This window comes from Pelosinus sp. IPA-1 (assembly GCF_030269905.1).
Classification (GTDB): Bacteria; Bacillota; Negativicutes; order DSM-13327; family DSM-13327; genus Pelosinus.
Window position 1 is genome coordinate 340754 of the sequence record NZ_BSVC01000005.1, and the last position, 22616, is coordinate 363369.

Genomic DNA, 22616 nt, shown 5'->3' on the forward strand with positions numbered 1-22616 from the left:
CACCTCAATTAACAGAAATAGCAATCGATGCAGACATACCTGGCTTTAATACATATTCTCCTGCATCAAGGGCTTTAATTTTGATGGGTAGGCGTTGAGTTACTTTAGTAAAATTACCAGACGTATTTTCCCCTGACAACAGGGCAAACTGAGAGCCAGCTGCTGAGCCGACTTCCATTACTTCGCCTTTAAATTTTTTTCCTGGATAGGCATCAATCGCTACTTCTACATTTTCACCAACTTGTACCTTACCAATGTATGTTTCCTCAATATTGGCAGCCACCCATACATCATTTAGATCGGTAATATTAAACAGGGGCTGTCCAACAGAAACAATTTCTCCCGGGTCGATGGACTTTACCGCAATCACTCCTGCTACAGAGGCACGAATTGTAGTATTATCCAATTGTAATTGTGCATTCTTCAATGCCGCTGCTGCTTGCTCCACCTGAGCCTCAGCGACTTGAATATCTTCTGCTCTTGATCCCTCTGCCGCCAAGTCATAACCTTGCACTGTTCCGTCATATTGTGCCTTTGCAACTGCTAAGGCTGTCTGAGCGGCATCTCTTTGTTGGGCCGATAAGGCTCCTTGATTATATAGCAGCAAACTTCGGTCCGAATTATTCTTGGCATTTTCTAGATTAGCTTCTGCTTGTGCGGCCGCCGCACTCGCCTGAGCAACCTGTTGTGGCCTACTACCAGCTTTTATTCCCGCAAGTTTAGCTTGCGCAGCCGTTAGGTTAGCTTTCGCTTGAGCCACTTGTACTTCAATTTCTGCACTTTCCACTTTGGCAAGGATCTGCCCTGCTTGCACATTGTCCCCTTCCTTAACTGCTATCGTTTCAATGCGTCCTGGAACTTTTGTGCTAATGCTTGCAATGGTCCCTTTCACACGTGCATCATCTGTAGATACAATTTTACCAGACCTGATCCACCACCAGATACCACCAGCTGCTAGAATTGCTATTATGATTACCACAACTAATACTATTTTGTTTTTGCTTATTTTTGCTTTCTCAGTCATCGTAATCCTTCCTTTCAAAAAAAACTAATAGAGCTGCAAGTCTTCACGCAAGATAGCGATCTTTCTTTCTCTCTGTGCAAAATTTTCTTTCACTTTATCTTCTAAAACCGAAATCAATGAAGAGCCCGCATCAGTAATAGTATAGATACGTTTGCTACGGGTCCCTGGATTATCCCACTCTCCAGTAATATAACCGTCTTCCTCCAATCTACGTAGTAAGGGGTATAAAGCATTTGGGTTAGGGGTGAGTAGATCTTGCGTTCGTTCCTTAATTTCCGTTGCTATTTTGTTGCCATGTGCTGGCTCATTCTGCAGTATTTTAAGGATATACAATCCCGTAATAATCTTAACCCCTGTTTTATACTCATCACTCTTTGATGTCATCATTTTTCTCCTTAATACCTTATAAATAATATTATTATTTTTAATATAGTTAATTATAACAACACATAATACCAAAAACAATACGAGAAACTGGCATAAAAGCGAGCTTGCTCGGCCGTCTACCATAATCCCCCATAGCGATAGCATTACTAGGTTAAATCACTTAGCTAAGAGAAATTCTTCTATGCATTTATTTCCAATAAAAAAAGTCCTGTTTTCTAAGAAAACAGGACTTTTTATTAGGCATTAAATTAATAATACTGCTATTACACTTTAAATTTCTTAACAATTCCCATCATGTCTGTCGCCAAATGAGCTAAATTGTCAGCATTCTGGTTAATCTCCAACATGCCGGCACTTTGTTCCTCAGCCGATGCAGCCGCAGTTCCAGAGTTGTCCGATGTTTTTTGAGCTACGAGGCTAATATTCTCTACACTTACTACCATAGTTTGTGTGCCCCTCGCGGTTTCATCAACAGCTACTGCGATTTGCTCCACGCCCGTCTTTACTCCCTCCAGTTTCTCAATAATAATTTTAAATCCTTCTTGCGTTGTTACAGCAGATTCCTTACCTTTGAGAACTTCTTGGTTCGCTTTACCGACGGAGGCAACAGCAAAATTAATTTCTTCACTCATTTTTATAATGATTTCTGCAATATCCTTAGTAGCAGTAGCGCTTTGCTCTGCCAATTTCCGTACTTCATCTGCTACTACTGCAAAGCCTCGACCAGCCTCACCAGCTCGTGCTGCTTCAATGGCTGCGTTAAGGGCCAGCAAATTAGTTTGGGCAGCAATTCCATTAATTACATCAACAATACCCTTGATCTTTTCTGAACCCTGGGATAAGTTAGTTGTCACAATTGTTATCTCATTCATTGATTGATTAATATATTCGTTTTGATTTACTACTTCTGCCAGCATTTCCATCCCCTTGCCAGCTTCTTTTACTGCATTTTGCGTACTAAGATTCACTTCGGCGGCTCCAGCACTAATTTCTTCCGAACCTGCTGAGATTTCCTCTAAGGTAGCCGAAATATTACTAATGTTATCCGCATTTTGAATAGCGCCGGCAGCAATTCCACTTATACTTTGTGCCACTGTCTCTACAGCTTTTACATGTTCAGAAACCGTCGCGCTTAACTCTTCACTAGACGCCGCTAAGGTCTGGCTATTATCTGCGATTTGGCGAACAAAGGATTTAAGTGACTGACGCATTTCATTTATTACAAGACCCATATCACCAATCTCGTCATTATGGGCTGGAATTAAATCTTTGCCTAGCAGGTCTAGTTTACCCACTTGTGACAAATCTCTACTAATAGTCCCTAGTCTTTTTGCCATATTGCCACTATACCAATATACTACTCCAATAACCAATAGGATTATGGCAATACTGCTTGTGGTCGCTATGTTACGGCTGGTTTTAGAGGATTCCACCACCGCCATACCGCTTTGATCTAAATATTTCTTTTGCATCTCGGACAACTGTAGAAAATTTTCATCAATTTCCTGTACCATGGTTCTTCCTTCACCCGCTACTTGAAGCCAACGCGGGTCATTCGCCTTACGAGCAGGAAATAATCTCGTATCTGCATATACCATATACTGATTTAACGCTTTTTCTAGTTTTTCAGCCTTTTCTCGAGCTTCTGGTAATACTAACTGAGGTTTAACCTCCTTTACCATTGCTAAACTTTTAGCTATTTTATCTCGATAGCCCTGCTCATAGGCGGCACCATCGGGATAAAATAAATATCCCCGCATATCAAGAAGGGCTCTGGTAAATTCAGTGTGTGCGTTTTTTACTGTAACTAATCTTACTGATGTCTGAGTCACAATGATTTCTGCCTCATTACCTGCTTGTCTAAATTCATATAATGTATAACCCAGCACAAGCAGCAATAAAGCCGCTACCACTGTAAACATACCAGCTAGCTGTAGCCGGATCGGAAAACGTTTTTTTTCCATCTTATAACCTCCCATTTTTTTAGATATATGTAATATTCTAGTTGATCATCATAGTTGTCTTTCTACTTTTATCTTGCAAATTCCTTCTTATTTCGACAATTCTTGAAGTATACTTTACCTACAAAATAGGAACTCCACCAAAGATTGGCGAAGTTCCTATTTTGTAGTATTCAAACTTGAATATCTTTCTACACTTTAAATTTTTTAACAATATCCATCATTTCAGTTGCCAATTGAGCTAACCTTGCAGCATTGGTATCAATTTCATGCATGCCAGCTGTTTGTTCTTCTGCTGATGCAGCTACAGCCTCAGAGCTTGATGAGGTTTCATTAGCAACCACACTAATGTTCTCCACGCTGCTTACTACTGTTTGAATTCCTTGGGAAGTTTCATTTACAGCTGCTGCAATATGAGTAATCCCTTCTTTTACCGCTTCCATTTTTTCAATAATTACATGGAAGCCTTTTTGTGTTGTAATAGTAGAGTTTTGCCCTTTTTCTACCTCTTTGTTGGCTTTTTCAACTGTAGTGACAGCAAAGTTTATTTCGTTACCCATGTTATGTATAATTTTAGCAATTTCGTCAGTTGCGCCAGCACTTTGTTCTGCCAACTTACGCACTTCTTCGGCTACCACTGCAAAACCACGACCAGCTTCACCAGCACGTGCTGCTTCTATCGCGGCATTTAGTGCTAGAAGATTTGTTTGCGCGGCAATACTATTAATCAAATCAACAATTCCTTTGATTTTTGCAGAGCCTTGATCCAATTTCGTTGTAACAATTGTAATTTCACTCATAGATTGGTTAATTGATTCATTCTGGGCAACTACCTGTGTAAGCATTTCCATGCCCTTGGCAGCCTCATTGACTGCATTTTGAGCGCTGGTACTGACTTCAGACGTACTCGCATTGATTTCTTCAGAGCTTGCGGATATTTCCTCCATGGTTGCAGAAATATTACTAATGTTATCGGCATTCTGAGATGCCCCTGCTGCAATATTGGTTACGCTTTCTGCGACTGTTTCTACCGCCCTCAATTGTTCGCTAACAGAGTCACTTAGTTGTCCACTTGTCGAGGTTAAAACTTGACTACTGCCAACAATCTGAGAGACGAAACCTTTAAGGGCTTTTTTCATTTCAATAATGATAAGACCCATATCACCAATTTCGTCATTGCGCGTAGGATACACATCTTTTCCTGTTAGATTAAGGTTGCCAACTTCAGCTAGTTCAGCACTGATAGTTCTGAGGCGTTTTGCCAAATTCCGACTATACCATACGGCTAGTACAATCACCAATAAAGAAACTATGCTGCTGATCGCCAAGGCAATAATTCCATCTTGACTTGTCGCAGCAAGTAATGTGGAACTCCTCTCATCTAGGTACTTTTGCTGCAGTTGATCAACTTTAGCAAATTGATCCTCAATCTCTTTTACCAACTGCCGTCCCTGTGTTGTAAGGTTGGTTAAATTAGGATCTTTTGCTTTCTTGCCCGCAATTACTTTGTCACCAAGTACTACATAATCATCAACTAATTTTGCTAGTTTTTCCCCTTCGACTTTTGTATCACCCATTGTAGACATGCTATCATACTTTTTTACCAGTTCGCTACTCTTTTTTATCTTATCTCGGTATCCCTGTTCATAGGCAGCACCGTCTGGATAGAATAAATACCCTCGCATATCTAAAAGGGCTCCGGTAAATTCCAATTGTCCGGATTTAACAAGATTTCCCCTTGTGACGGTATGCTTTACTATTGCTTCAGTTACTTGTCCACTATCCCTCAATTTAAACACAGTAAAGCTTAAGATAGATACTAATAGAATAATGACCAAAATAAACATACCCGTAAGTTGCATTACAATCGGCATTCTTTTTTTATCCATAACAACCTCCACCTTTATAAAAAATCGGAAAACTCATTATTTTCCATTTTATTAGTACATTCTATGCCTTATCTTTATATTCCTTCAAACATTTCCCTTTTTAGACAAAATATCACTTTATATACTAAAAAGCCTCATGCTAAACGCATGAGGCTCATGTTACAAATATGGTGGGCGATGACAGGATCGAACTGCCGACATCCTGCTTGTAAGGCAGGCGCTCTCCCAGCTGAGCTAATCGCCCATATTTTGGTGACCCGTGGGGGAATCGAACCCCCGTTATCGCCGTGAAAGGGCGGTGTCTTGACCGCTTGACCAACGGGCCGTAAAATGGTGGCTCACCCGCGGCTCGAACGCGGGACACCCTGATTAAAAGTCAGGTGCTCTACCAACTGAGCTAGTGAACCAGAAATGGTGCCGCAAGACAGAATCGAACTGTCGACACGAGGATTTTCAGTCCTCTGCTCTACCGACTGAGCTATCGCGGCAAGTAATGGCGACCCAGATCGGATTTGAACCGACGACCTCCGCCGTGACAGGGCGGCATTCTAACCGCTAAACTACTGGGCCATATTAATTGTAAGAACTAAATGGTGGGCGATGACAGGATCGAACTGCCGACATCCTGCTTGTAAGGCAGGCGCTCTCCCAGCTGAGCTAATCGCCCGTATTGGTGACCCGTGGGGGAATCGAACCCCCGTTATCGCCGTGAAAGGGCGGTGTCTTGACCGCTTGACCAACGGGCCGTAAAATGGTGGCTCACCCGCGGCTCGAACGCGGGACACCCTGATTAAAAGTCAGGTGCTCTACCAACTGAGCTAGTGAACCACGTCGCTCTCACAAGATATGATTATATAGCAATCCGTTCTTATTGTCAACTAGTTTATTGTTGGTTTTAATGGATTTTATAATAAATTAGTTTGCAATAAGAAAAGTGTGTATTTGTTTTTGTAATTATTGATCATCAGATAGGCAAAATTTCCTCTGCTTTTCAATAAAATCTTCGGCAGCATGATATCCTAATTTATTTAGACGATAATTCATCGCAGCTACCTCAATAATATTCGATAAGTTTCGCCCTGGGCGCACTGGAATTGTTTTACATGGTAATCCGACGCCTAGAATCTCATAATGTTCTTCTTCAAGACCTAGCCGATCATAGGCTTTGCCTTGTTGCCATTCTTCTAGACGAATAACTAAGTTTATCTTTTGGCTTGGTCTTACTGCACCAATACCAAATAATGCTCTCACATTTAAAATTCCGAGTCCTCTAACTTCCATAATATGACGCAATACTTCGGGTGCACTACCAGTGAGTACATCTTCACCGCTGCGAATTACATCTACAGCGTCATCTGCTACTAAACGGTGACCGCGTTTGATAAGATCCAATGCTGTTTCACTTTTTCCAATGCCACTTTCACCAATAATCAAAGTACCTACCCCATGCACATCAACCAGCACTGCATGAATGGTAGCACTTGGCGCTAGTCTACGTTCTAGGTAATCCGTTAACAACGCGATGAAACGTGTTGTTGGTAAGTGAGTCCGAAAAACTGGTAATTGACGGCTTACCGCCACTTGCAGCCATGCTTCGGGTAATTCTATATTACGGGTTATAATTAAACAAGGAAAATGTAACTTAATAAACGCATGCCACCGTTCATCTGCTACATTTATAGGCAGGGTGTCTAAAAATGCTGTTTCTGTTGTGCCGATTACTTGAATACGCTGCTCATCGAAATATTGTAAATATCCAGCCAAAACAAGTCCTGGCCGATTAATATCAGGTACTTTAACAGGGCCATCAAGAACGCAATCCTTATCCACTGCAGTAAGACAAAAATAATCAGCAATTTCTTTTAACAACAAATTCGGCATTTTTATCACCTACCTATCGCTACTATATTTGATTTCTATTCGAAAATTTCATGCATTATGATGGTTTGTTCTCTTCCAGGTCCTACGGAGACAATACCAAGCTTAATGTCTGCTACTTCGCTCAAACGTTCTAAATAACGACGTGCGTTTAATGGCAAGTCTTTATAATCACGAATGCTAGTTGTATCACTTTGCCAGCCAGGAAGTTCTTCATAAACTGCTTCGACCTCTGCTAATACCTTTAAGCTAGCAGGAAACTCATCCATTACCGCACCTTTATATTTATAACCAACGCATATTTTTAATGTTGCTAATTCATCCAAAATATCCAAACGAGTAATTGCCATATAGTCAATACCGCTTAGACGTCCCGCATAACCTACTACGCAGGCATCTAACCAACCACAGCGACGTGGACGGCCTGTTGTAGTACCATATTCATGACCTTTTTCACGAATGTGGTCACCGACTTCATCAAATAATTCTGTAGGAAATGGGCCCTCTCCTACCCGAGTCGTATACGCTTTTACTACCCCAACCACTGTGTTGATTTTCGTAGGTCCAATTCCAGCTCCTACACATACTCCACCAGCAATTGGATGAGAAGAAGTAACATACGGATAGGTTCCGTGGTCAAGATCCAGCATAGTTGCTTGCGCACCTTCAAATAATATCTTTTCGCCATTTTTTATCGCTTTATTAAGTGTTGCAGATGTATCACATACATAAGAACGTAATTCTTCTGCATAACCTAAATATTCTTTTCTTACCGTCTCATAATCAAAACCATCTACACCATATACTGCTTTTAGTAAATGATTTTTGGCTTCTAAATTACGTTTTAATTTTTCCGAGAATTCTTCTTCATCTAACAAATCAACTACACGAATACCACAACGCGAGTTTTTATCCATATAACATGGACCTATGCCGCGTTTCGTCGTGCCGATTTTGTGATCTCCACGATAGGTTTCTTCTGCTTCATCTAATAAGCGGTGATAAGGCATAATCACATGAGCACGATTAGAAACCTTAAGTCCTGAAGTATCGATCCCTTTCTCTTGCATGCCTTTAATTTCTCTGAGCATAACTTCTGGATCAATAACCACACCATTACCGACAACACAAGTTTTCCCTTTATATAAAATTCCTGAAGGCAATAAATGAAGTTTAAATTCTTTTCCTTCTACAACTACAGTATGACCTGCATTATTTCCCCCTTGATAACGAGCAACAACATCTGCTTTCTCAGCTAAATAATCTACAATCTTACCTTTTCCTTCGTCGCCCCACTGGGTTCCCATAACTACTACTGCTGGCATAAAAAATCACCCTTCCCATCTTTTTTAAATAATGTTGCCAAGAATTAAATGCTTATGTTTAATGTACCTGAATTCTTGACCTATTTTCTATAAAAATTATTATCTACAAACCAAATCTAGCCATGATGGTGTCAATATGGCGAAGATAATAGGAGTACTCAAAACAAGCGTCAATTTCTTCTGGTGATAAATATTTCTTAACGTCTTCATCCTTGGTAATATTGGTTTTAAAATCGGCACCTTCCATCCATTTGGCCATGGCATTGCGTTGTACCCAGCGGTAAGCATCTTCTCTTACTACGCCTTTACTTACTAGTGCCAATAAAATACGCTGGCTGAAAATAAGTCCGCCTGTTTTTTCAATATTTGCTTGCATAGTTTCTGGATACACTAATAATTTGTCGACAATGTTTGTAAACTTTTTCAACATATAATCTACCAATGCAAAACTATCAGGCAAAATCACACGTTCTACAGAGGAATGAGTAATATCTCTTTCGTGCCATAAAGATACATTCTCTAAAGCAGCGACTGCATTCCCTCGTACTACCCGTGCTAGGCCAGCTACGCGCTCACAAGTAATTGGATTGCGTTTATGAGGCATTGCAGAGGATCCTTTTTGGCCTGGGTGGAAATATTCTTCTACTTCTCGTATATCTGTCCGTTGTAAGTTACGAACCTCGGTCGCAAATTTATCTAAGGAGCTGGCAATTACAGCTAAGGTAGTCATTAACTCAGCATGACGATCTCTTTGAATAACTTGAGTTGCCAATTTTGCAGGTTTTATGCCCATTTTTTCACAGATGTAAGCTTCTACGGCAGGATCGATATTCGCATATGTACCTACTGCTCCTGACACTTTACCAACAGAAACGGTTTCTTTAGCGCGTTTCATACGTTCAATATTTCGTTCCGTCTCATCTAACCACAATGCAAATTTAAGCCCTAATGTAATGGGTTCCGCATGGATACCATGGGTACGGCCAATCATAACCGTATTTTTATGTTCTGCTGCCCGGCGACGTAAAACTTGGCGGAAAGCCTCTAAATCTGCGAGTATAATGTCAGATGCTTCTTTCATCATAGATCCTAATGCTGTATCTTTTACGTCTGTGGAGGTTAACCCTTTATGAATATATTTGGCTTCATCACCAACGTTTTCAGCAACGGCTTGCAAAAATGCTAATATATCATGATGTGTTTCTTCTTCAATCTCTCTTAAACGCTTCATTGAAAATTTAGCTTTATCACGAATTACTGGTACGGCTTCTGCTGGAATCTGCCCCAATTCTCCCATAATCTCAGCTGCATGGATTTCAACCTTTAAAATGGTTTGAAATTCATTCTCTTCAGTCCAAATACGTCCCATTTCAGGATAGGTATAACGAGTAATCATCTTACATTCTCTCCTTCAAATCATAGTAGGTACTATTTATGTATAAATTTATCTACATTAGTTATCAACAAACTGTGGATAACTTTGTTGATAAGTTGTTTATAAATTAAATGCCTTTTTATTTTGCCCTAGATCAAGAAATTCACTCATAATAGTCATAGAGGACATTCAGAAGTTCAAATCTAGATTTTTTCCCTTACATATCATAGCACTTGGTAGTTATCGTGTCAATGACTTTATCGAATGTTTTCTCATTTTGACCTTTTATTGTTCGGGTTTTTTGAGGAAATCGATACTCGATCTACGCATTATAATTGAATCCCACTTACAGCTAGAGAAGTTTAGACCTGGTTTCTGGCAAATCTTTATTTCTTCAACTCTTGATTTACGATGGTCTTACCGCTTCGCTCTAAAATCTCCACAAATCCTTGATCACCATTTACCCTTATCTTATCTCCATCTTTAATTAACATTGTTGCATCATCCACCCCCACTACTGCTGGAATACCATATTCGCGAGCAACGACTGCCCCATGAGTCATTAAACCTCCCACCTCAGTGACAATTGCAATTGCAGACTGAAATAAAGGGGTCCAACCTGGATCGGTATGGGGCGCAACAAGAATTTCACCTGTATGTAAAACAGCATTTTCTGCCCTTAGAATGACGCGAGCAATTCCCTCAGCGACTCCAGCTGATACTGGACTGCCCACTAATGTTCCCTCTGGAATATTGCCTCTATATGGAGGAACAATAACAATCTCGCCTTCGCTTGTCATTACCCTCGGTGGTTTTAATTTTTGGTGCCATTGATACTCCTCTTTGCGCTTAGTAAGCTTTTCAGAAACATTCTCGATACATTCACCTTCTAGTACTTGAATTAATTCCTCTAAGCTTAAAAAGTAGACATCTTCCGCCTTTTCCAAAACTCCTTTTTGGGCCAGCTCATTTGCTTCTGCCATAATTGCCTTTTTACATTCGCCCATAACTGTGACTAATAAAAATTTATGGTGTTCCCGCAGCCCTCCGACATTCCGAAATACGCTAATTAGGCGGGACACTAACTTTGTTTTAAAGTAGTTTCCCTCTGCAGAATTTAGAATACGCTGAGCAGCCTCTTTCGCTTCTTTTTCGCCTTCAGCAAACCGAAGCCGGTGTTCACCTGGCTTGACACTCTGTATATGACTAAACAATGCAGACATCAATTGCGTTGGTTCTTCATTCCATCGGGGATTGGTCAGATCAATCTCACCAGCACATCTCATTCCATATGTAGCAATAAAACTCTCAAAGGCACTTTTAAAAGTCTCTCCTCCCGCCAGATCAGTAAACCCCAAATAGAAAGTTTGATCCTGCGCAGTCTTTAAATATTCTTGAACTTCAGGAAACTCACGAAGAAGGTCTGCCAGATCGCCCAGTTCTAAACCCATTTCGCTGGTAACATTTCCTGGCAGGGACATGTTTAACTTACTAAGATCTGCTTTACTGCCAAACATCCGAACAAGAATTTTTCCCAATAAGGCATGTGCAATAATTCCTGGAACAATGTAAGGAAGAATTCCATGCATAATGTCAGGATATAAAATGGTCTCCAACTGCTGCTGTACTACTCTTATACGTTGCGCTCCCTCTACTGTGCTAAGCGCTTCCTTTGTCTGAGCTACTTTATTTTGCATAAATTTTTCAATTACAAGTTTAGTTATTTTCGGATCACTTTTTCGAAGATTGTACCACGCTTTTTTGATAAGGGGTCCTACTATTTTGTGAATGAAGGTAAGACCATTTTTTTCTGCTGGATGATGTCCTGCAAGAAACTCCTCACGTTTGACAACGACATCTAAAGCTCGGCTCATAGCTTCATCAGCATTGGTTACGATTTTTGGGAAGATACTACGTACTATTTTATAGTAGAGCACCTTCGTAAGATCAAGAAAAATTCTTCCTCCTGCTTCTACGAATATATTAGCTGGAAATACCGTCCTTAAAACCGATAAACCAAGAGGTTTCATAGCATCCGTCATCATTTGAACGTGACCAAAAGATAGTAACACTCTCACAGGTTGCTTTGGAATATCTGGCAAGGGATACAAAGTCGTAATAGGACGGCTCTGCACTATATAAAATTCACCCTTTGCCAAACAAAATTCAATATCCTGCGGCACTTCATAATGCTCTTCAATTCTTTTTCCTAATGCAGCAAGTTTAATAATATGCTGATCCGTTAGAGCTTGCTGTTCTTGCTGTGCTGGTGGTAACTCTTTTGTAAAGGTACCACCTTCGGGCAGCGGATAAATAGCGAGTTTCTTTTGTGCTATCTTTTTGCTAATAATAGTTTTATTTTTGACTTTGTACAGGTCAGCAGATACCATACCAGATACAAGGGCTTCTCCCAAACCAAAACTTGCATCGATAGAAGTCACGGTACGATTTCCATTTACAGGATCGGCTGTGAACATAATCCCAGAAATATCAGGAGTAACCATTTGCTGAACAACAATTGATAGATAGACATCCCTATGGTCAAAACCATTTTTGGCACGATAAGCAATGGCTCGATCGGTAAATAAAGAAGCCCAGCATTTGCGGACATGTTCTAGAATTTCATCCTTGCCTTTGATGTTCAAATAGGTATCCTGCTGTCCCGCAAAGGAGGCATTTGGTAAATCCTCGGCAGTAGCGCTGGAACGAATTGCATAGGAATAATCTAGTCCCTGTTTATTTACTGCTTGAATTACGGCATTTCTTATTTGAATGGGTATCGCTAAATTCTCTAAATGGCTACGAATACTTTCCCCCAATTCTCTTAGTTGTTCTAAATTAGCTGGATTACTAGCTTCTAGTGCTGCGAAAAATTCCTCCATTCGAGAACTCGTTTTAATAAATTCTCTATAGGCATAAGTCGTAATGCAAAAGCCACCAGGTACTGGTAAACCAGCCTGGGTCATTTCACCAAGATTTGCCCCCTTGCCGCCAACGTAGGGCAAACTGGAACGATTTATTTGATCAAAATAAAGTACGTATTGACTCATAGCAAACGATACCTCCCTATATAGGCTGTGCTGTCATATGTAATTATATCTTGTCCAATGGCTAGTAAGCATATCCTCTAGCGCTATCTTACATCAATACATAGGGACGGCCTAATATCCGAAAAAAAGGGAGACGAAAATTCGTCTCCCTTTTCATACCTGCAAATTAAATTTACGATTACTTCGCAATCTATTGATAGAATAATTCCATTTTGCGGTAATATTATACACCCGTTACCCTGGTAATTTAGATAAATCACTAAACTTGGTAAATTGTTTGTGAAAGAATAATTGAACTGTGTCTACAGGGCCATTACGATGTTTCGCGATGATAACTTCTGTAATATTCTTCTTATCACTATCTGGATTGTAATAATCGTCGCGATACAAAAAAGCAACGATATCAGCATCCTGCTCTAATGAGCCTGATTCTCTTAAATCACTAAGCATCGGTTTCTTTACCTGTCTAGACTCTACACTACGACTGAGCTGAGATAATGCAATGACCGGAACATTAATTTCTCTCGCTAAAGCTTTTAGGGAACGAGATATTTCAGAAATTTCTTGTTGGCGATTCTCACCGCCCTTACCCTTGCCACTCCCTTGCATTAGCTGTAAATAATCGATAATAATTAGTTGCAAATCATATTCAATTTTAAGCCTTCTCGCCTTTGAGCGCATTTCCATTACCGTAATACCTGCAGTATCATCGATAAAGATAGGCGCAGCGGACAATCGATCGGCTCCGCTCACCAGTTTGGTCCAATCCTTAGCTTCTAGTTCGCCAATTCTAAGCCGCTGAGAATCAATAGCTGATTCAGCGCATAACATACGTTGTACCAATTGCTCCTTCGACATTTCTAGGCTGAAAAATGCCACTGCCTTTTTTTCGGCAATGCCGATATGCTGAGCAATGTTCAGAACAAAGGCGGTCTTTCCCATACTGGGACGTGCTGCAATAAGAATTAGATCTGAGGGCTGCAAGCCGGATGTTAATCGATCTAAATCTTTAAATCCTGTAGCAAGACCAGTGATACTGCCTTTCGATGCGTACAACTGCTCAATTTTATTGAAGGCTTCAAATATAATGCTCTTAATTGGAGTAAAGTCTCCACCCATCTTACGACTAGAGACGGCCAATATCATTTTTTCAGCACTATCTAATATGCCGGTAACTTCTTCACTACCTTCATATCCCATACCAGCAATATTGGTAGCTGCATTGATTAATTGCCTTAATAGGGCTTTTTCTTCTACTATTCTAGCGTGATAAAGTACATTTGCTGCCGTAGGTACGCTGTTTGCCAGTGAGGTTACATATGCAATTCCCCCAGCTGCCTCAAGCTTATCTTCTTTACGCAAAAACTCAATCACAGTAACCATATCTACTGCATCATTTTTATTAAAGAGTTCTATCATAGCATTGTAAATCAATCGATGGGCTTCCCTGTAATAATCTTCTGACCGCAATAGTTCAGCGACCTTTGATATCGCCTCTCGCTCAATTAACATTGCTCCAAGAACCGCTTGCTCTGCTTCTACGTTCTGTGGTGGTATTCTATCTAACAATAAATTTTACCTCCCCCCATACCCTTATGCGCTTTTTTGTTCCGTTTCAATTAATAGAATCGCTAATGCTTCTTCTACATCATCCACGGGACAAATCGTTAAGCCCAAATGTCCTTGGGGAATATCCTTCTCGTTTTCTTTGGGAATAATCATGGTAGTGACACCAGCTTGTTTTGCGCCATAAGCTTTTTCAAATACACCGCCTACCGCTTTCACTTTACCTTGGATGGATATTTCACCTGTCACTGCCACATCTTGTCTAATAGCTCTTCCGGTAATTGCTGAAATAATAGCAGCCAAAATTCCTGTACCTGCTGATGGACCATCAATACGTCCACCACCAATTATATTTATATGAATATCATAATTTGCTAAGTCTTCTCCCGTTATCTTTCGCACTACAGCTGCTGCATTGAAGACCGAATCCTTCGCCATGCTGCCTGCTGTATCATTAAAACGCATACGGCCTTTACCTTTTTCTGTTGCAGCAAAGGATACCGCTTCAATTTCTATAACGGAACCAAGATAACCAGAAACACCTAAGCCAAAGACTTTGCCTACTTCTCCAGTCTCGCCAGCTTTCATACTGACAAAAGGCGTTAAGCGACTAACCTGAACTACTTTGTAGACATCTTCCTTCGTAATAACTACAGTATCTCGTTCTCCTTCTCGATACAAAGCAAGTCCAAAGGCATCTGATAAAATATTAATGGCCTTACGACCTTCGATTGTGTATTCACTAATCAAAGCTGGGACATCTGGATCTAAGGTAACACCTAATTTGATGGCAGCGTTATAGACGATTTCTTCAATATGTTTTGGTGTTAACGGTTCAAAGTAAATCTCAGCACAGCGGGACCTAATCGCTGGATTAATATCAGAAGCATCGCGCGTGGTAGCACCAATCAGAATAAAATCGGCAGGTGCACCATCTTCAAATAGCTTCTTAATGTATTTGGGAACATTTGGGTCCGATGGATCATAATAGGCTGAATCAAAAGAAACCCGTTTATCTTCTAATACTTTAAGCAGCTTATTTTGCAGCATTGCATCCATTTCACCAATTTCATCAATAAATAAAATACCACCATGAGCATCCGTCGCTAAACCAGGCTTAGGTTCAGGAACTCCAGTTTCTGCCAAATCTCTCCGGGCCCCTTGGTATATTGGATCATGAACAGATCCTAACAATGGATTTGTCATACCCCTAGAGTCCCACCTAAGAGTCGTGCCATCAACTTCAACAAACGGAGCATCCTTGGCAAATGGGGTAAACTTAAGTCCCTTGGCAGCTTCTAATACTAAACGAGCAGCTGTTGTTTTACCAACGCCTGGTGGTCCATATAGAATAAGATGCTGAGGATAAGGGGATGCCAATTTTGAGCTTAAAGCTTCTACTGCCCTCTCTTGTCCAACTATCTCACCTAAAGTACTTGGGCGAGTCATTTCCATTGCCGATTTCGTCAGTTTCTTTTGTTCTAGTACTTCTAAAGAAGCATATTTTTTTAACGTTTGCGGATTCTCAACATTATTTTCCTCTTCCTTGAGAACTTGCATTTTAATTTCTCTAACATATTCTTGATGGCGTTCTTCCATTTTTTCATTAATTTTTTTATCCAAGCGGTCTTCTAACGTTCGACGTGCCATTACATCGGCTAGCTCTTCTTCTACTTCTCCAAGGATTTGCGGTATCTCTTGTAGTGTAGGAACTTTCTCAATCGTTGGATCTTCGAAAACCAATTTCTGCAAAGCCAAAACTCGGTCTCCTATTTTATCTGAGTTCATTAAAGATATCGCATCTAACTTTACAGCCTTTAATACCACTTTATCAGACCCTATCACACCAGAATACATGTCGTATAAAGCCGATACCTGACGCTTCAATTGTTCATCGACGGTTGCTTTACTCAACCCCCGTCGATAAGGAATTAACTTGTTAAAAAAGTTTTTCATATACTAATCCTTTCTAATTCCCTTCTGTAGGGAAGCAAGAACATACATAACCAATGCTCCTGCTACTTAGCAATAATATGAACCTGTATCTTGGCACTGACTTCAGGATGTAGTTTTATAGATACAGGGTATGTACCGAGAGACTTTATTGCGTCCTTCAGATCAATTTTCCGCTTATCCATTTCAATCTTATGCTGAGCCAGCAATGCATCTGCAATATCCTTACTGGCGACAGAACCAAATAACTTGCCGCCTTCTCCCATCTTGACACCAATCGTTACTTCAACCTTTGCCATTTGTGCTGCCAAAAGGTTGGCTTCATCTAGTGCTCTTTGCAATTTACGTTCTTCCGATGCTTTTTGCTGGCTGGCATTATTCACATTAGAAGCGGTTGCTGGAATTGCTAGTTTTTGAGCCAATAAATAGTTACGTGCATACCCTTCTGAAACCTCTATAATTTCACCTTTTTTACCTAATTTTTTAACTTCTTGTTGTAGAATTACTTTCATTTTCTGCACTCTCCTCTATATATTTTGCGCTAAGTTCAATGACTTGGCGCTTTACGTCTTTCATATTTCCTCTTCTCACTTGCGCACCAGCTACTGTCTGGTGTCCACCGCCGCCTAATTCCTCCATAATAACTTGCACATTAAAATTACCATTCGACCGAGCGCTAACACCAATACCATCATCCAGGAAGAATAGGACAAAACTAATTTGTACACCTTCCACACCAAGCAGCATATCTGCAACCTGAGCTGCCACAATTTGCCCATTTTTCATATTAGCAGGACAATCGGCAACTACAACACCGCCTGGTAACATTTCTGCGTGGTTCAAAATTTCTGCTCGGGACTTTACTGTATCAAAATCCAGGCGGAACATTTGACGCACTAAGGCTGGATCAGCGCCAGATCTGCGCAAATAGGCGGCTGCATCAAAAGTGCGTACCCCACTTTGCACGGCGAACTGCTTTGTATCAACAATAATACCTGCATATAAGGCAGTTGCATCAAATTTATTAAATTCTAAGTAGTCATCAAAATACATTAGTAGCTCCGTTACCAGCTCACAAGTTGAGGAAGCCGATGGTTCTAGATAAACCAATAAAGGGTTTACTATGAACTTTTCGGAACGGCGATGATGATCAATCACTACGATTCGATCTACACGACTAAGAAGTTCTGGTGCGGCAGTCAATTCCGGGTGATGAACGTCCACTACAAATAACAAAGTGCGTGGAGTGAGCATACCAAGAGCCTGAGTATAGCTAATAAACATATCTTGGTATTGTTCATAATCCGCCAGTATCTCCTTCAATTTGTTTAAAGATACTCCTGGCTGACTGACAACGATGCGAAGATCTTTGCCTAAATGACGTGCCATAATTGCAACACCAATGGCAGCCCCCAAGCTATCAAAATCCTCATTATTGTGCCCCATCACTAGTACTAGGTCACCATCTTCAATGATTTCCCGCAAAGCCTGAGCCACAATTCGAGCTTTTACTCTCGTATTTTTTTCTACCGCTTTGGCCTTACCACCATAAAACTGGAGCTTGCCTCCTACATGAACGGCGACCTGATCACCACCACGACCTAGTGCCAAATCAAGGCCAGCTTGGGCTCTTTCACCCAATAGTGCTACTGAATAATCATCAGCAGCAAACCCCATACTTAACGTTACCGGTATTTTATTACCTACATGGATAGCGCGGACCTTATCTAAGATATCAAACTTCTCATGTAAGCATTTGTTTAAATTTTGACGGTTAAATACGGCGATATACATATCATCTGCATATTTTTTCAGCACCGCTTCATTTTCCGTTACCCATTCTGCCAAAAGCTTATTGACTTCCGCCAATACAGAAGTGCGCTGATTTTCATTTAACCCTTGCAATACATCATCATAATTATCAATCTGAATGTAAGCCATAACGGGTACAGAGTCAATGCATTCTACTTTTACCTTCTCACTAGCAGTTATATCGCTAATATAGGCAATCATTAACTCTTCATTTTCAATACCATCATCTACCGGTTCATAGATCATTTGATAATATTTATCTTCCGCGACGAATACTTCGCGACCAGACTTTCCCCAGATCTTATCTAAAGGTAATTCTGGAAATATTGTCAAGATCGATTCGCCAATTTTTAATTCCTCTGTAAACCATTCTTTAAGCACGTCATTATACCAAAATAACTTTCCTTCTTGATCAATAATCGCCATAACTAACGGTAAGTTTTTTAAGGCATAGGACGCTCCTTGCTCAATACTATGGCTCATCGTATCTAAGTAATTATTCAAATCCTTTTGCCGCTCTATATGACGCTCACGCCCATATAGATAGAGGGACCCTAGTAAAATTGCCCCTAAAACTGCCACATAAGGGTTGTAAAAGATAATCACCACTAACAAAGCTGTCGCTACAGCAAGATAAATTCTTGTATCAAACCAAAAAGACGGACCTTGTGGCATAAATAAACCTCCCTGAAGGCTACCTAACATATCCAATGTATTATTCTTTGGACTGAGGCCCCCGCAATCGCCGATAATCCATAACCATGTCTATTGCCCCACCAAATATCAAGATCTGCGCCAGAAAACCGTTTGTCAATACCAAGAACAGTATAATCCCTCGGACCATTCTTGACAAATTGTATTTATCGGCAAAGTAGTTAAATAACGCCAGTCCCTGCACTAGAATGAGCATACTGGTCATTACTTGCAGATTCATACCAACTTGAGATAATAAAATAATTTCTCTGCTATTGCCCCAATAGATCATAACTAAAGACAATGCGAAAAAATATACAATATAATATGGTAAACACCAATCTTTAAAAGGTGGAAACCCAGGGACATGATGTCCGAGTTTCTTTAACACCACTTTTGCAATTAAAAAATTTAACCAAGTATCAAGTACTGATGCCATGATAAATCCTGCCGGTAAAATAATCTTCATCAAATCCATCATCGTTTGCATAGACTCTGTTATTTTTGCCAGTTCCTGCTCTCCCATGCCAAAGTTTCGATAGATTTCTACAGCTTGCTCTACTGCATTAGCCATTACATCCGTCTGCATAGTAAACGGATTGGTACCGATAACCATGGCACTTATCCCTAATAAAGCTGCTTTTGAAATAAGAGAAGCAATTGTTCCCCACAACATGGTTTTACCTGCACTAAAATTCATTCGGAATGCATAACCAAGAACAATACCAATTAAACCAAAGCCAACGACTACACTAAGAGAGTGTAAAGGATGCATTAACAAAGCAATCATGATGCCAGCTACTACGGTAGCCATAATACTCCATTTATAACCATGGCGAACACCCAATAAAATAATAGGTACCGGCCACATTAAATTTACAAAGGGTCCAATTAATGGTAAATATGCACTAATTAAGGCAAAAAGTATGGCTATACCCGAAAGTATTCCACCCTCTACCATCGGTCTTAGTCTTGTTTGTCTCATTGATTCACCCCTTTTTGCGAAGATGTCGTTGGTATTCGCTAGAATCCCCAAACCATTTCTCCACTTCTCGTTCTTTTTTTATATCTTGCTCTACTTTTTGCAATACAGCTTTATCTAAGGAATCAAAGCCAATCCCCAATCTCCTTGCCAATATATAACAAGACACGACTACGGCTGCCAACCCATCACTAATAGCCTGTTCACTATTTTTCGCCATAGCTTGGTATAATTGTCCAATATGGGTAATCAACTCTGCCTTAAGCCATTCTATCAAACGCATTTTGCGTAAAATATCGGATTCATTCGAAAACAAAACAGCCACTCCTCTCCTTTAATATATCTAAATAGTATTCGCAAATCAAGAGGCTGTTTCCTGCTATTTACTAAAGTATATCCCTATATAAGAAGGTTAATAGCATTCTTATTTCAGAATAAAACAAAAGAGAGGTTAAATAACCTCTCCTTTGTTTTATTCTGCTGTGAATGGCAGTAATGCAACAATACGTGCACGTTTAATTGCCAAAGTAACACGACGTTGATGTTTTGCGCAGTTACCAGAAATACGGCGGGGCAATATTTTGCCGCGCTCAGTAGTGTAACGGCGAATCTTGCCAACTTCTTTATAATCGATAGTTTCTACTTTATCAACGCAGAAACTGCAAATCTTTTTCTTAGGTTTTCTTCCTCTTTCACGTTTCACCGATAATACCTCCCTTTAAAATGGAATTTCCTCTTCAGGGAAGACCTCTGTACCAAAGGAACTGACATCATATCCGGATGATTTTGCAGGACCAGTCGTACTACTGTTACTGCCTACAGCTTGTTTAGTATCTAAGAACTCGATGTTTTGAGCTACTACGTCCGCTGCACGCCGTTTTTGTCCATCTTTTTCATAATCACGAATTTGCAAACGTCCTTCAACTAGTACACGACGACCCTTGGTAAGATTGTTGCCACAAACTTCGGCCAGCTTATCCCATACTACTACAGGAATAAAATCAGCACGCTTATTCTCACCATAGCCGGTATCAACTGCCACACTAAATGAAGCTACCGCTTTACCAGTTTGGGTGTATCGAACTTCTGGATCTCGAGTCAAACGACCGACTATTATAACCTTATTCATGGTGTAATTCCCCCTGGTCTATTCGTCTTGCTTAATAATCATGAATTTCAAAATGTCTTCTGTAATCTTCATTATACGATCAAGCTCAAGAATTGTCGCTGGTACAGCTGTAAAGTTCACTAAGCAGTAAAAACCTTCAGTAAAGTCTTTTACTACATAAGCCAAACGTTTTTTGCCCCAACGGTCAACTTTTTCTACTTGACCACCGTTGTTGTTAATAAGGTTTTCAAACTTGGTAATTACCGCATTTGTCGCTTCTTCATCCAACGGTTTAACAATAAACATGACTTCGTACTTTCTCACGAAATCACCTCCTCCTCTGGACTAATGGCTCCCTTAAGGGAGCAGGGAAGGTTTGTAAATATACTTTTTTCAAACCCCGCTAGGCTATCCTAGACTGATATAGTATATCACTACTATCTATAACAATGCAAGAATAAAAAACGATATTTAGCACTCTTTTTTTTACTTTAATTAAACATTAAAGCGGAAATAGGTAACATCCCCATCTTGCATAACATATTCTTTACCTTCTAAACGAACTAAACCTTTTTCACGAGCGGCGTTAGAGCTGCCTGTAAGCACTAGATCATTATAAGAAACAATTTCAGCTCTAATAAAGCCGCGTTCAATATCAGAATGAATTTTCCCGCCTGCCTGAGGTGCTTTTGTCCCCTTTTTGATGGTCCATGCACGTACTTCTTGTTCACCTGCAGTTAAAAATGTAACCAAACCTAATAGTTTGTAAGATGCTTTAATAAGCTTGTCCAATCCTGATTCTGCTAAACCAAGTTCTGCTAAAAACTCTTTTGCATCTTCCGCGGGAAGTTCTGCGATTTCAGATTCTACACGAGCTGAAACAGCGATTACTTCCGCTCCCTCTTCAAGAGCATACTTTTTAACAATCTTTACATATTCATTCTCATCTGCATTTGCTACTTCGTCTTCACTAACATTTGCAATAAATAATACGGGTTTTAACGTCATTAGATTCAGGTCGCCAATAAGCATAGCCTCATCTTCCGTCATTTCGACGCGACGGGCTGGTAATGCTTGTTCTAACAGTTCTTTAATCTTAACAAGTACTGCCATCTCTCCTGGTGCTTTTTTATCCCCTGTTTTAATTAGCTTTTGCACTCTTTCCATTCGTTTCTCTAATGTATCTAAATCTGCTAAGCATAATTCAGTATTGATAATTTCAATATCACGTAAGGGATCTAATTCTCCTTCCACATGGGTAATATTCTCATCGACAAAGCAACGTACTACTTGAGCTACAGCATCCACCTGACGAATGTGGGCCAAGAATTTGTTACCTAACCCTTCCCCTTTAGATGCACCTTTCACTAACCCTGCAATATCTACGAAGCGCATAGCAGTGGGGATACAACGTTTCGTTTTATACATTTGTACCAAGTGAGGTAATCTTTCATCAGGAACATCCACTACACCTACGTTAGGTTCGATTGTGCAAAAAGGATAATTGGCAGCTTCCGCACCAGCCTTCGTAATTGCATTAAATAATGTGCTTTTTCCTACATTGGGTAATCCAACGATACCTACTTCTAAATTTGTACTCATTTATTTATTCC

The 22616-nt window shown here is 40.2% G+C and carries 18 protein-coding genes and 8 tRNA genes; all 26 read right to left on the reverse strand.

What is annotated here, in order from left to right; all coding sequences use genetic code 11:
- Positions 1 to 4: 4 nt before the first annotated feature.
- Complete coding sequence (locus tag QSJ81_RS14405; protein ID WP_285718074.1) at positions 5 to 1024, reverse strand: HlyD family secretion protein; 1020 nt, start codon at positions 1022 to 1024, stop codon at positions 5 to 7.
- A 24-nt stretch (positions 1025 to 1048) separates the two neighbouring features.
- Positions 1049 to 1411: a PadR family transcriptional regulator gene (locus QSJ81_RS14410; protein ID WP_285718075.1), complete on the reverse strand. Its 363-nt coding sequence runs from the start codon at positions 1409 to 1411 to the stop codon at positions 1049 to 1051.
- A gap of 263 nt (positions 1412 to 1674) precedes the next feature.
- Complete coding sequence (locus QSJ81_RS14415; protein WP_285718076.1) at positions 1675 to 3375, reverse strand: methyl-accepting chemotaxis protein; 1701 nt, start codon at positions 3373 to 3375, stop codon at positions 1675 to 1677.
- A 188-nt stretch (positions 3376 to 3563) separates the two neighbouring features.
- Positions 3564 to 5261: a methyl-accepting chemotaxis protein gene (locus tag QSJ81_RS14420; RefSeq protein WP_285718077.1), complete on the reverse strand. Its 1698-nt coding sequence runs from the start codon at positions 5259 to 5261 to the stop codon at positions 3564 to 3566.
- A 168-nt stretch (positions 5262 to 5429) separates the two neighbouring features.
- A tRNA-Val gene (locus tag QSJ81_RS14425) sits at positions 5430 to 5505 on the reverse strand.
- Between the two features lie 6 nt (positions 5506 to 5511).
- Positions 5512 to 5586: transfer RNA gene (locus QSJ81_RS14430), tRNA-Glu, on the reverse strand.
- 6 nt (positions 5587 to 5592) lie between these two features.
- Positions 5593 to 5668 (reverse strand) — tRNA-Lys (locus QSJ81_RS14435).
- Positions 5669 to 5673: 5 nt separating this feature from the next.
- Positions 5674 to 5749 (reverse strand) — tRNA-Phe (locus QSJ81_RS14440).
- Between the two features lie 6 nt (positions 5750 to 5755).
- Positions 5756 to 5831 (reverse strand) — tRNA-Asp (locus QSJ81_RS14445).
- A 21-nt stretch (positions 5832 to 5852) separates the two neighbouring features.
- Positions 5853 to 5928 (reverse strand) — tRNA-Val (locus QSJ81_RS14450).
- Between the two features lie 4 nt (positions 5929 to 5932).
- Positions 5933 to 6007 (reverse strand) — tRNA-Glu (locus QSJ81_RS14455).
- A 6-nt stretch (positions 6008 to 6013) separates the two neighbouring features.
- Positions 6014 to 6089: transfer RNA gene (locus tag QSJ81_RS14460), tRNA-Lys, on the reverse strand.
- A 126-nt stretch (positions 6090 to 6215) separates the two neighbouring features.
- The gene (gene hprK, locus QSJ81_RS14465) at positions 6216 to 7142 is read right to left on the reverse strand and encodes an HPr(Ser) kinase/phosphatase (protein WP_285718078.1); all 927 of its coding nucleotides are present in this window, start codon (positions 7140 to 7142) and stop codon (positions 6216 to 6218) included.
- Between the two features lie 35 nt (positions 7143 to 7177).
- Positions 7178 to 8464 (reverse strand): adenylosuccinate synthase, encoded by a 1287-nt coding sequence (locus QSJ81_RS14470; protein ID WP_285718079.1) that lies wholly within the window; start codon positions 8462 to 8464, stop codon positions 7178 to 7180.
- Between the two features lie 103 nt (positions 8465 to 8567).
- Entirely contained in the window at positions 8568 to 9860 is a 1293-nt protein-coding gene (gene purB / locus QSJ81_RS14475; RefSeq protein ID WP_285718080.1) for an adenylosuccinate lyase, read from the reverse strand.
- A 365-nt stretch (positions 9861 to 10225) separates the two neighbouring features.
- Complete coding sequence (locus QSJ81_RS14480; protein ID WP_285718081.1) at positions 10226 to 12889, reverse strand: phosphoenolpyruvate synthase; 2664 nt, start codon at positions 12887 to 12889, stop codon at positions 10226 to 10228.
- Between the two features lie 234 nt (positions 12890 to 13123).
- A complete protein-coding gene (gene dnaB, locus QSJ81_RS14485; RefSeq protein ID WP_285718082.1) occupies positions 13124 to 14458 on the reverse strand; it encodes a replicative DNA helicase in 1335 nt (444 codons plus the stop codon).
- A gap of 24 nt (positions 14459 to 14482) precedes the next feature.
- Positions 14483 to 16411, reverse strand: coding sequence for a Lon family ATP-dependent protease (gene lonC / locus QSJ81_RS14490; protein WP_285718083.1), 1929 nt, complete (start codon positions 16409 to 16411; stop codon positions 14483 to 14485).
- 62 nt (positions 16412 to 16473) lie between these two features.
- Positions 16474 to 16920, reverse strand: coding sequence for a 50S ribosomal protein L9 (rplI, locus tag QSJ81_RS14495; RefSeq protein WP_038674399.1), 447 nt, complete (start codon positions 16918 to 16920; stop codon positions 16474 to 16476).
- Positions 16892 to 18895, reverse strand: a complete 2004-nt coding sequence (locus QSJ81_RS14500; RefSeq protein WP_285718084.1) for a DHH family phosphoesterase — start codon at positions 18893 to 18895, stop codon at positions 16892 to 16894. Before QSJ81_RS14500 ends, rplI begins: the two co-directional genes overlap by 29 nt.
- Positions 18896 to 18935: 40 nt before the next feature.
- Positions 18936 to 19898: a YybS family protein gene (locus QSJ81_RS14505; RefSeq protein WP_285718085.1), complete on the reverse strand. Its 963-nt coding sequence runs from the start codon at positions 19896 to 19898 to the stop codon at positions 18936 to 18938.
- 4 nt (positions 19899 to 19902) lie between these two features.
- Positions 19903 to 20220, reverse strand: coding sequence for a MazG-like family protein (locus QSJ81_RS14510; protein WP_285718086.1), 318 nt, complete (start codon positions 20218 to 20220; stop codon positions 19903 to 19905).
- Positions 20221 to 20367: 147 nt separating this feature from the next.
- Positions 20368 to 20598, reverse strand: a complete 231-nt coding sequence (rpsR, locus tag QSJ81_RS14515; protein ID WP_038674393.1) for a 30S ribosomal protein S18 — start codon at positions 20596 to 20598, stop codon at positions 20368 to 20370.
- A gap of 15 nt (positions 20599 to 20613) precedes the next feature.
- The gene (locus QSJ81_RS14520) at positions 20614 to 21024 is read right to left on the reverse strand and encodes a single-stranded DNA-binding protein (RefSeq protein ID WP_285718087.1); all 411 of its coding nucleotides are present in this window, start codon (positions 21022 to 21024) and stop codon (positions 20614 to 20616) included.
- Between the two features lie 18 nt (positions 21025 to 21042).
- Positions 21043 to 21327 (reverse strand): 30S ribosomal protein S6, encoded by a 285-nt coding sequence (gene rpsF / locus QSJ81_RS14525; protein ID WP_038674388.1) that lies wholly within the window; start codon positions 21325 to 21327, stop codon positions 21043 to 21045.
- A gap of 171 nt (positions 21328 to 21498) precedes the next feature.
- Positions 21499 to 22605, reverse strand: a complete 1107-nt coding sequence (ychF, locus tag QSJ81_RS14530; protein ID WP_038674387.1) for a redox-regulated ATPase YchF — start codon at positions 22603 to 22605, stop codon at positions 21499 to 21501.
- Positions 22606 to 22616: the final 11 nt, after the last annotated feature.

Coding starts and splice junctions, on each gene's coding strand:
- QSJ81_RS14405 (WP_285718074.1), bottom strand. CDS start 1,024: ATGACTGAGAAAGCAAAAATAAGCAAAAACAAAATAGTATTAGTTGTG.
- QSJ81_RS14410 (WP_285718075.1), bottom strand. CDS start 1,411: ATGATGACATCAAAGAGTGATGAGTATAAAACAGGGGTTAAGATTATT.
- QSJ81_RS14415 (WP_285718076.1), bottom strand. CDS start 3,375: ATGGAAAAAAAACGTTTTCCGATCCGGCTACAGCTAGCTGGTATGTTT.
- QSJ81_RS14420 (WP_285718077.1), bottom strand. CDS start 5,261: ATGGATAAAAAAAGAATGCCGATTGTAATGCAACTTACGGGTATGTTT.
- hprK (WP_285718078.1), bottom strand. CDS start 7,142: ATGCCGAATTTGTTGTTAAAAGAAATTGCTGATTATTTTTGTCTTACT.
- QSJ81_RS14470 (WP_285718079.1), bottom strand. CDS start 8,464: ATGCCAGCAGTAGTAGTTATGGGAACCCAGTGGGGCGACGAAGGAAAA.
- purB (WP_285718080.1), bottom strand. CDS start 9,860: ATGATTACTCGTTATACCTATCCTGAAATGGGACGTATTTGGACTGAA.
- QSJ81_RS14480 (WP_285718081.1), bottom strand. CDS start 12,889: ATGAGTCAATACGTACTTTATTTTGATCAAATAAATCGTTCCAGTTTG.
- lonC (WP_285718083.1), bottom strand. CDS start 16,411: ATGAAAAACTTTTTTAACAAGTTAATTCCTTATCGACGGGGGTTGAGT.
- rplI (WP_038674399.1), bottom strand. CDS start 16,920: ATGAAAGTAATTCTACAACAAGAAGTTAAAAAATTAGGTAAAAAAGGT.
- QSJ81_RS14500 (WP_285718084.1), bottom strand. CDS start 18,895: ATGCCACAAGGTCCGTCTTTTTGGTTTGATACAAGAATTTATCTTGCT.
- QSJ81_RS14505 (WP_285718085.1), bottom strand. CDS start 19,898: ATGAGACAAACAAGACTAAGACCGATGGTAGAGGGTGGAATACTTTCG.
- QSJ81_RS14520 (WP_285718087.1), bottom strand. CDS start 21,024: ATGAATAAGGTTATAATAGTCGGTCGTTTGACTCGAGATCCAGAAGTT.
- ychF (WP_038674387.1), bottom strand. CDS start 22,605: ATGAGTACAAATTTAGAAGTAGGTATCGTTGGATTACCCAATGTAGGA.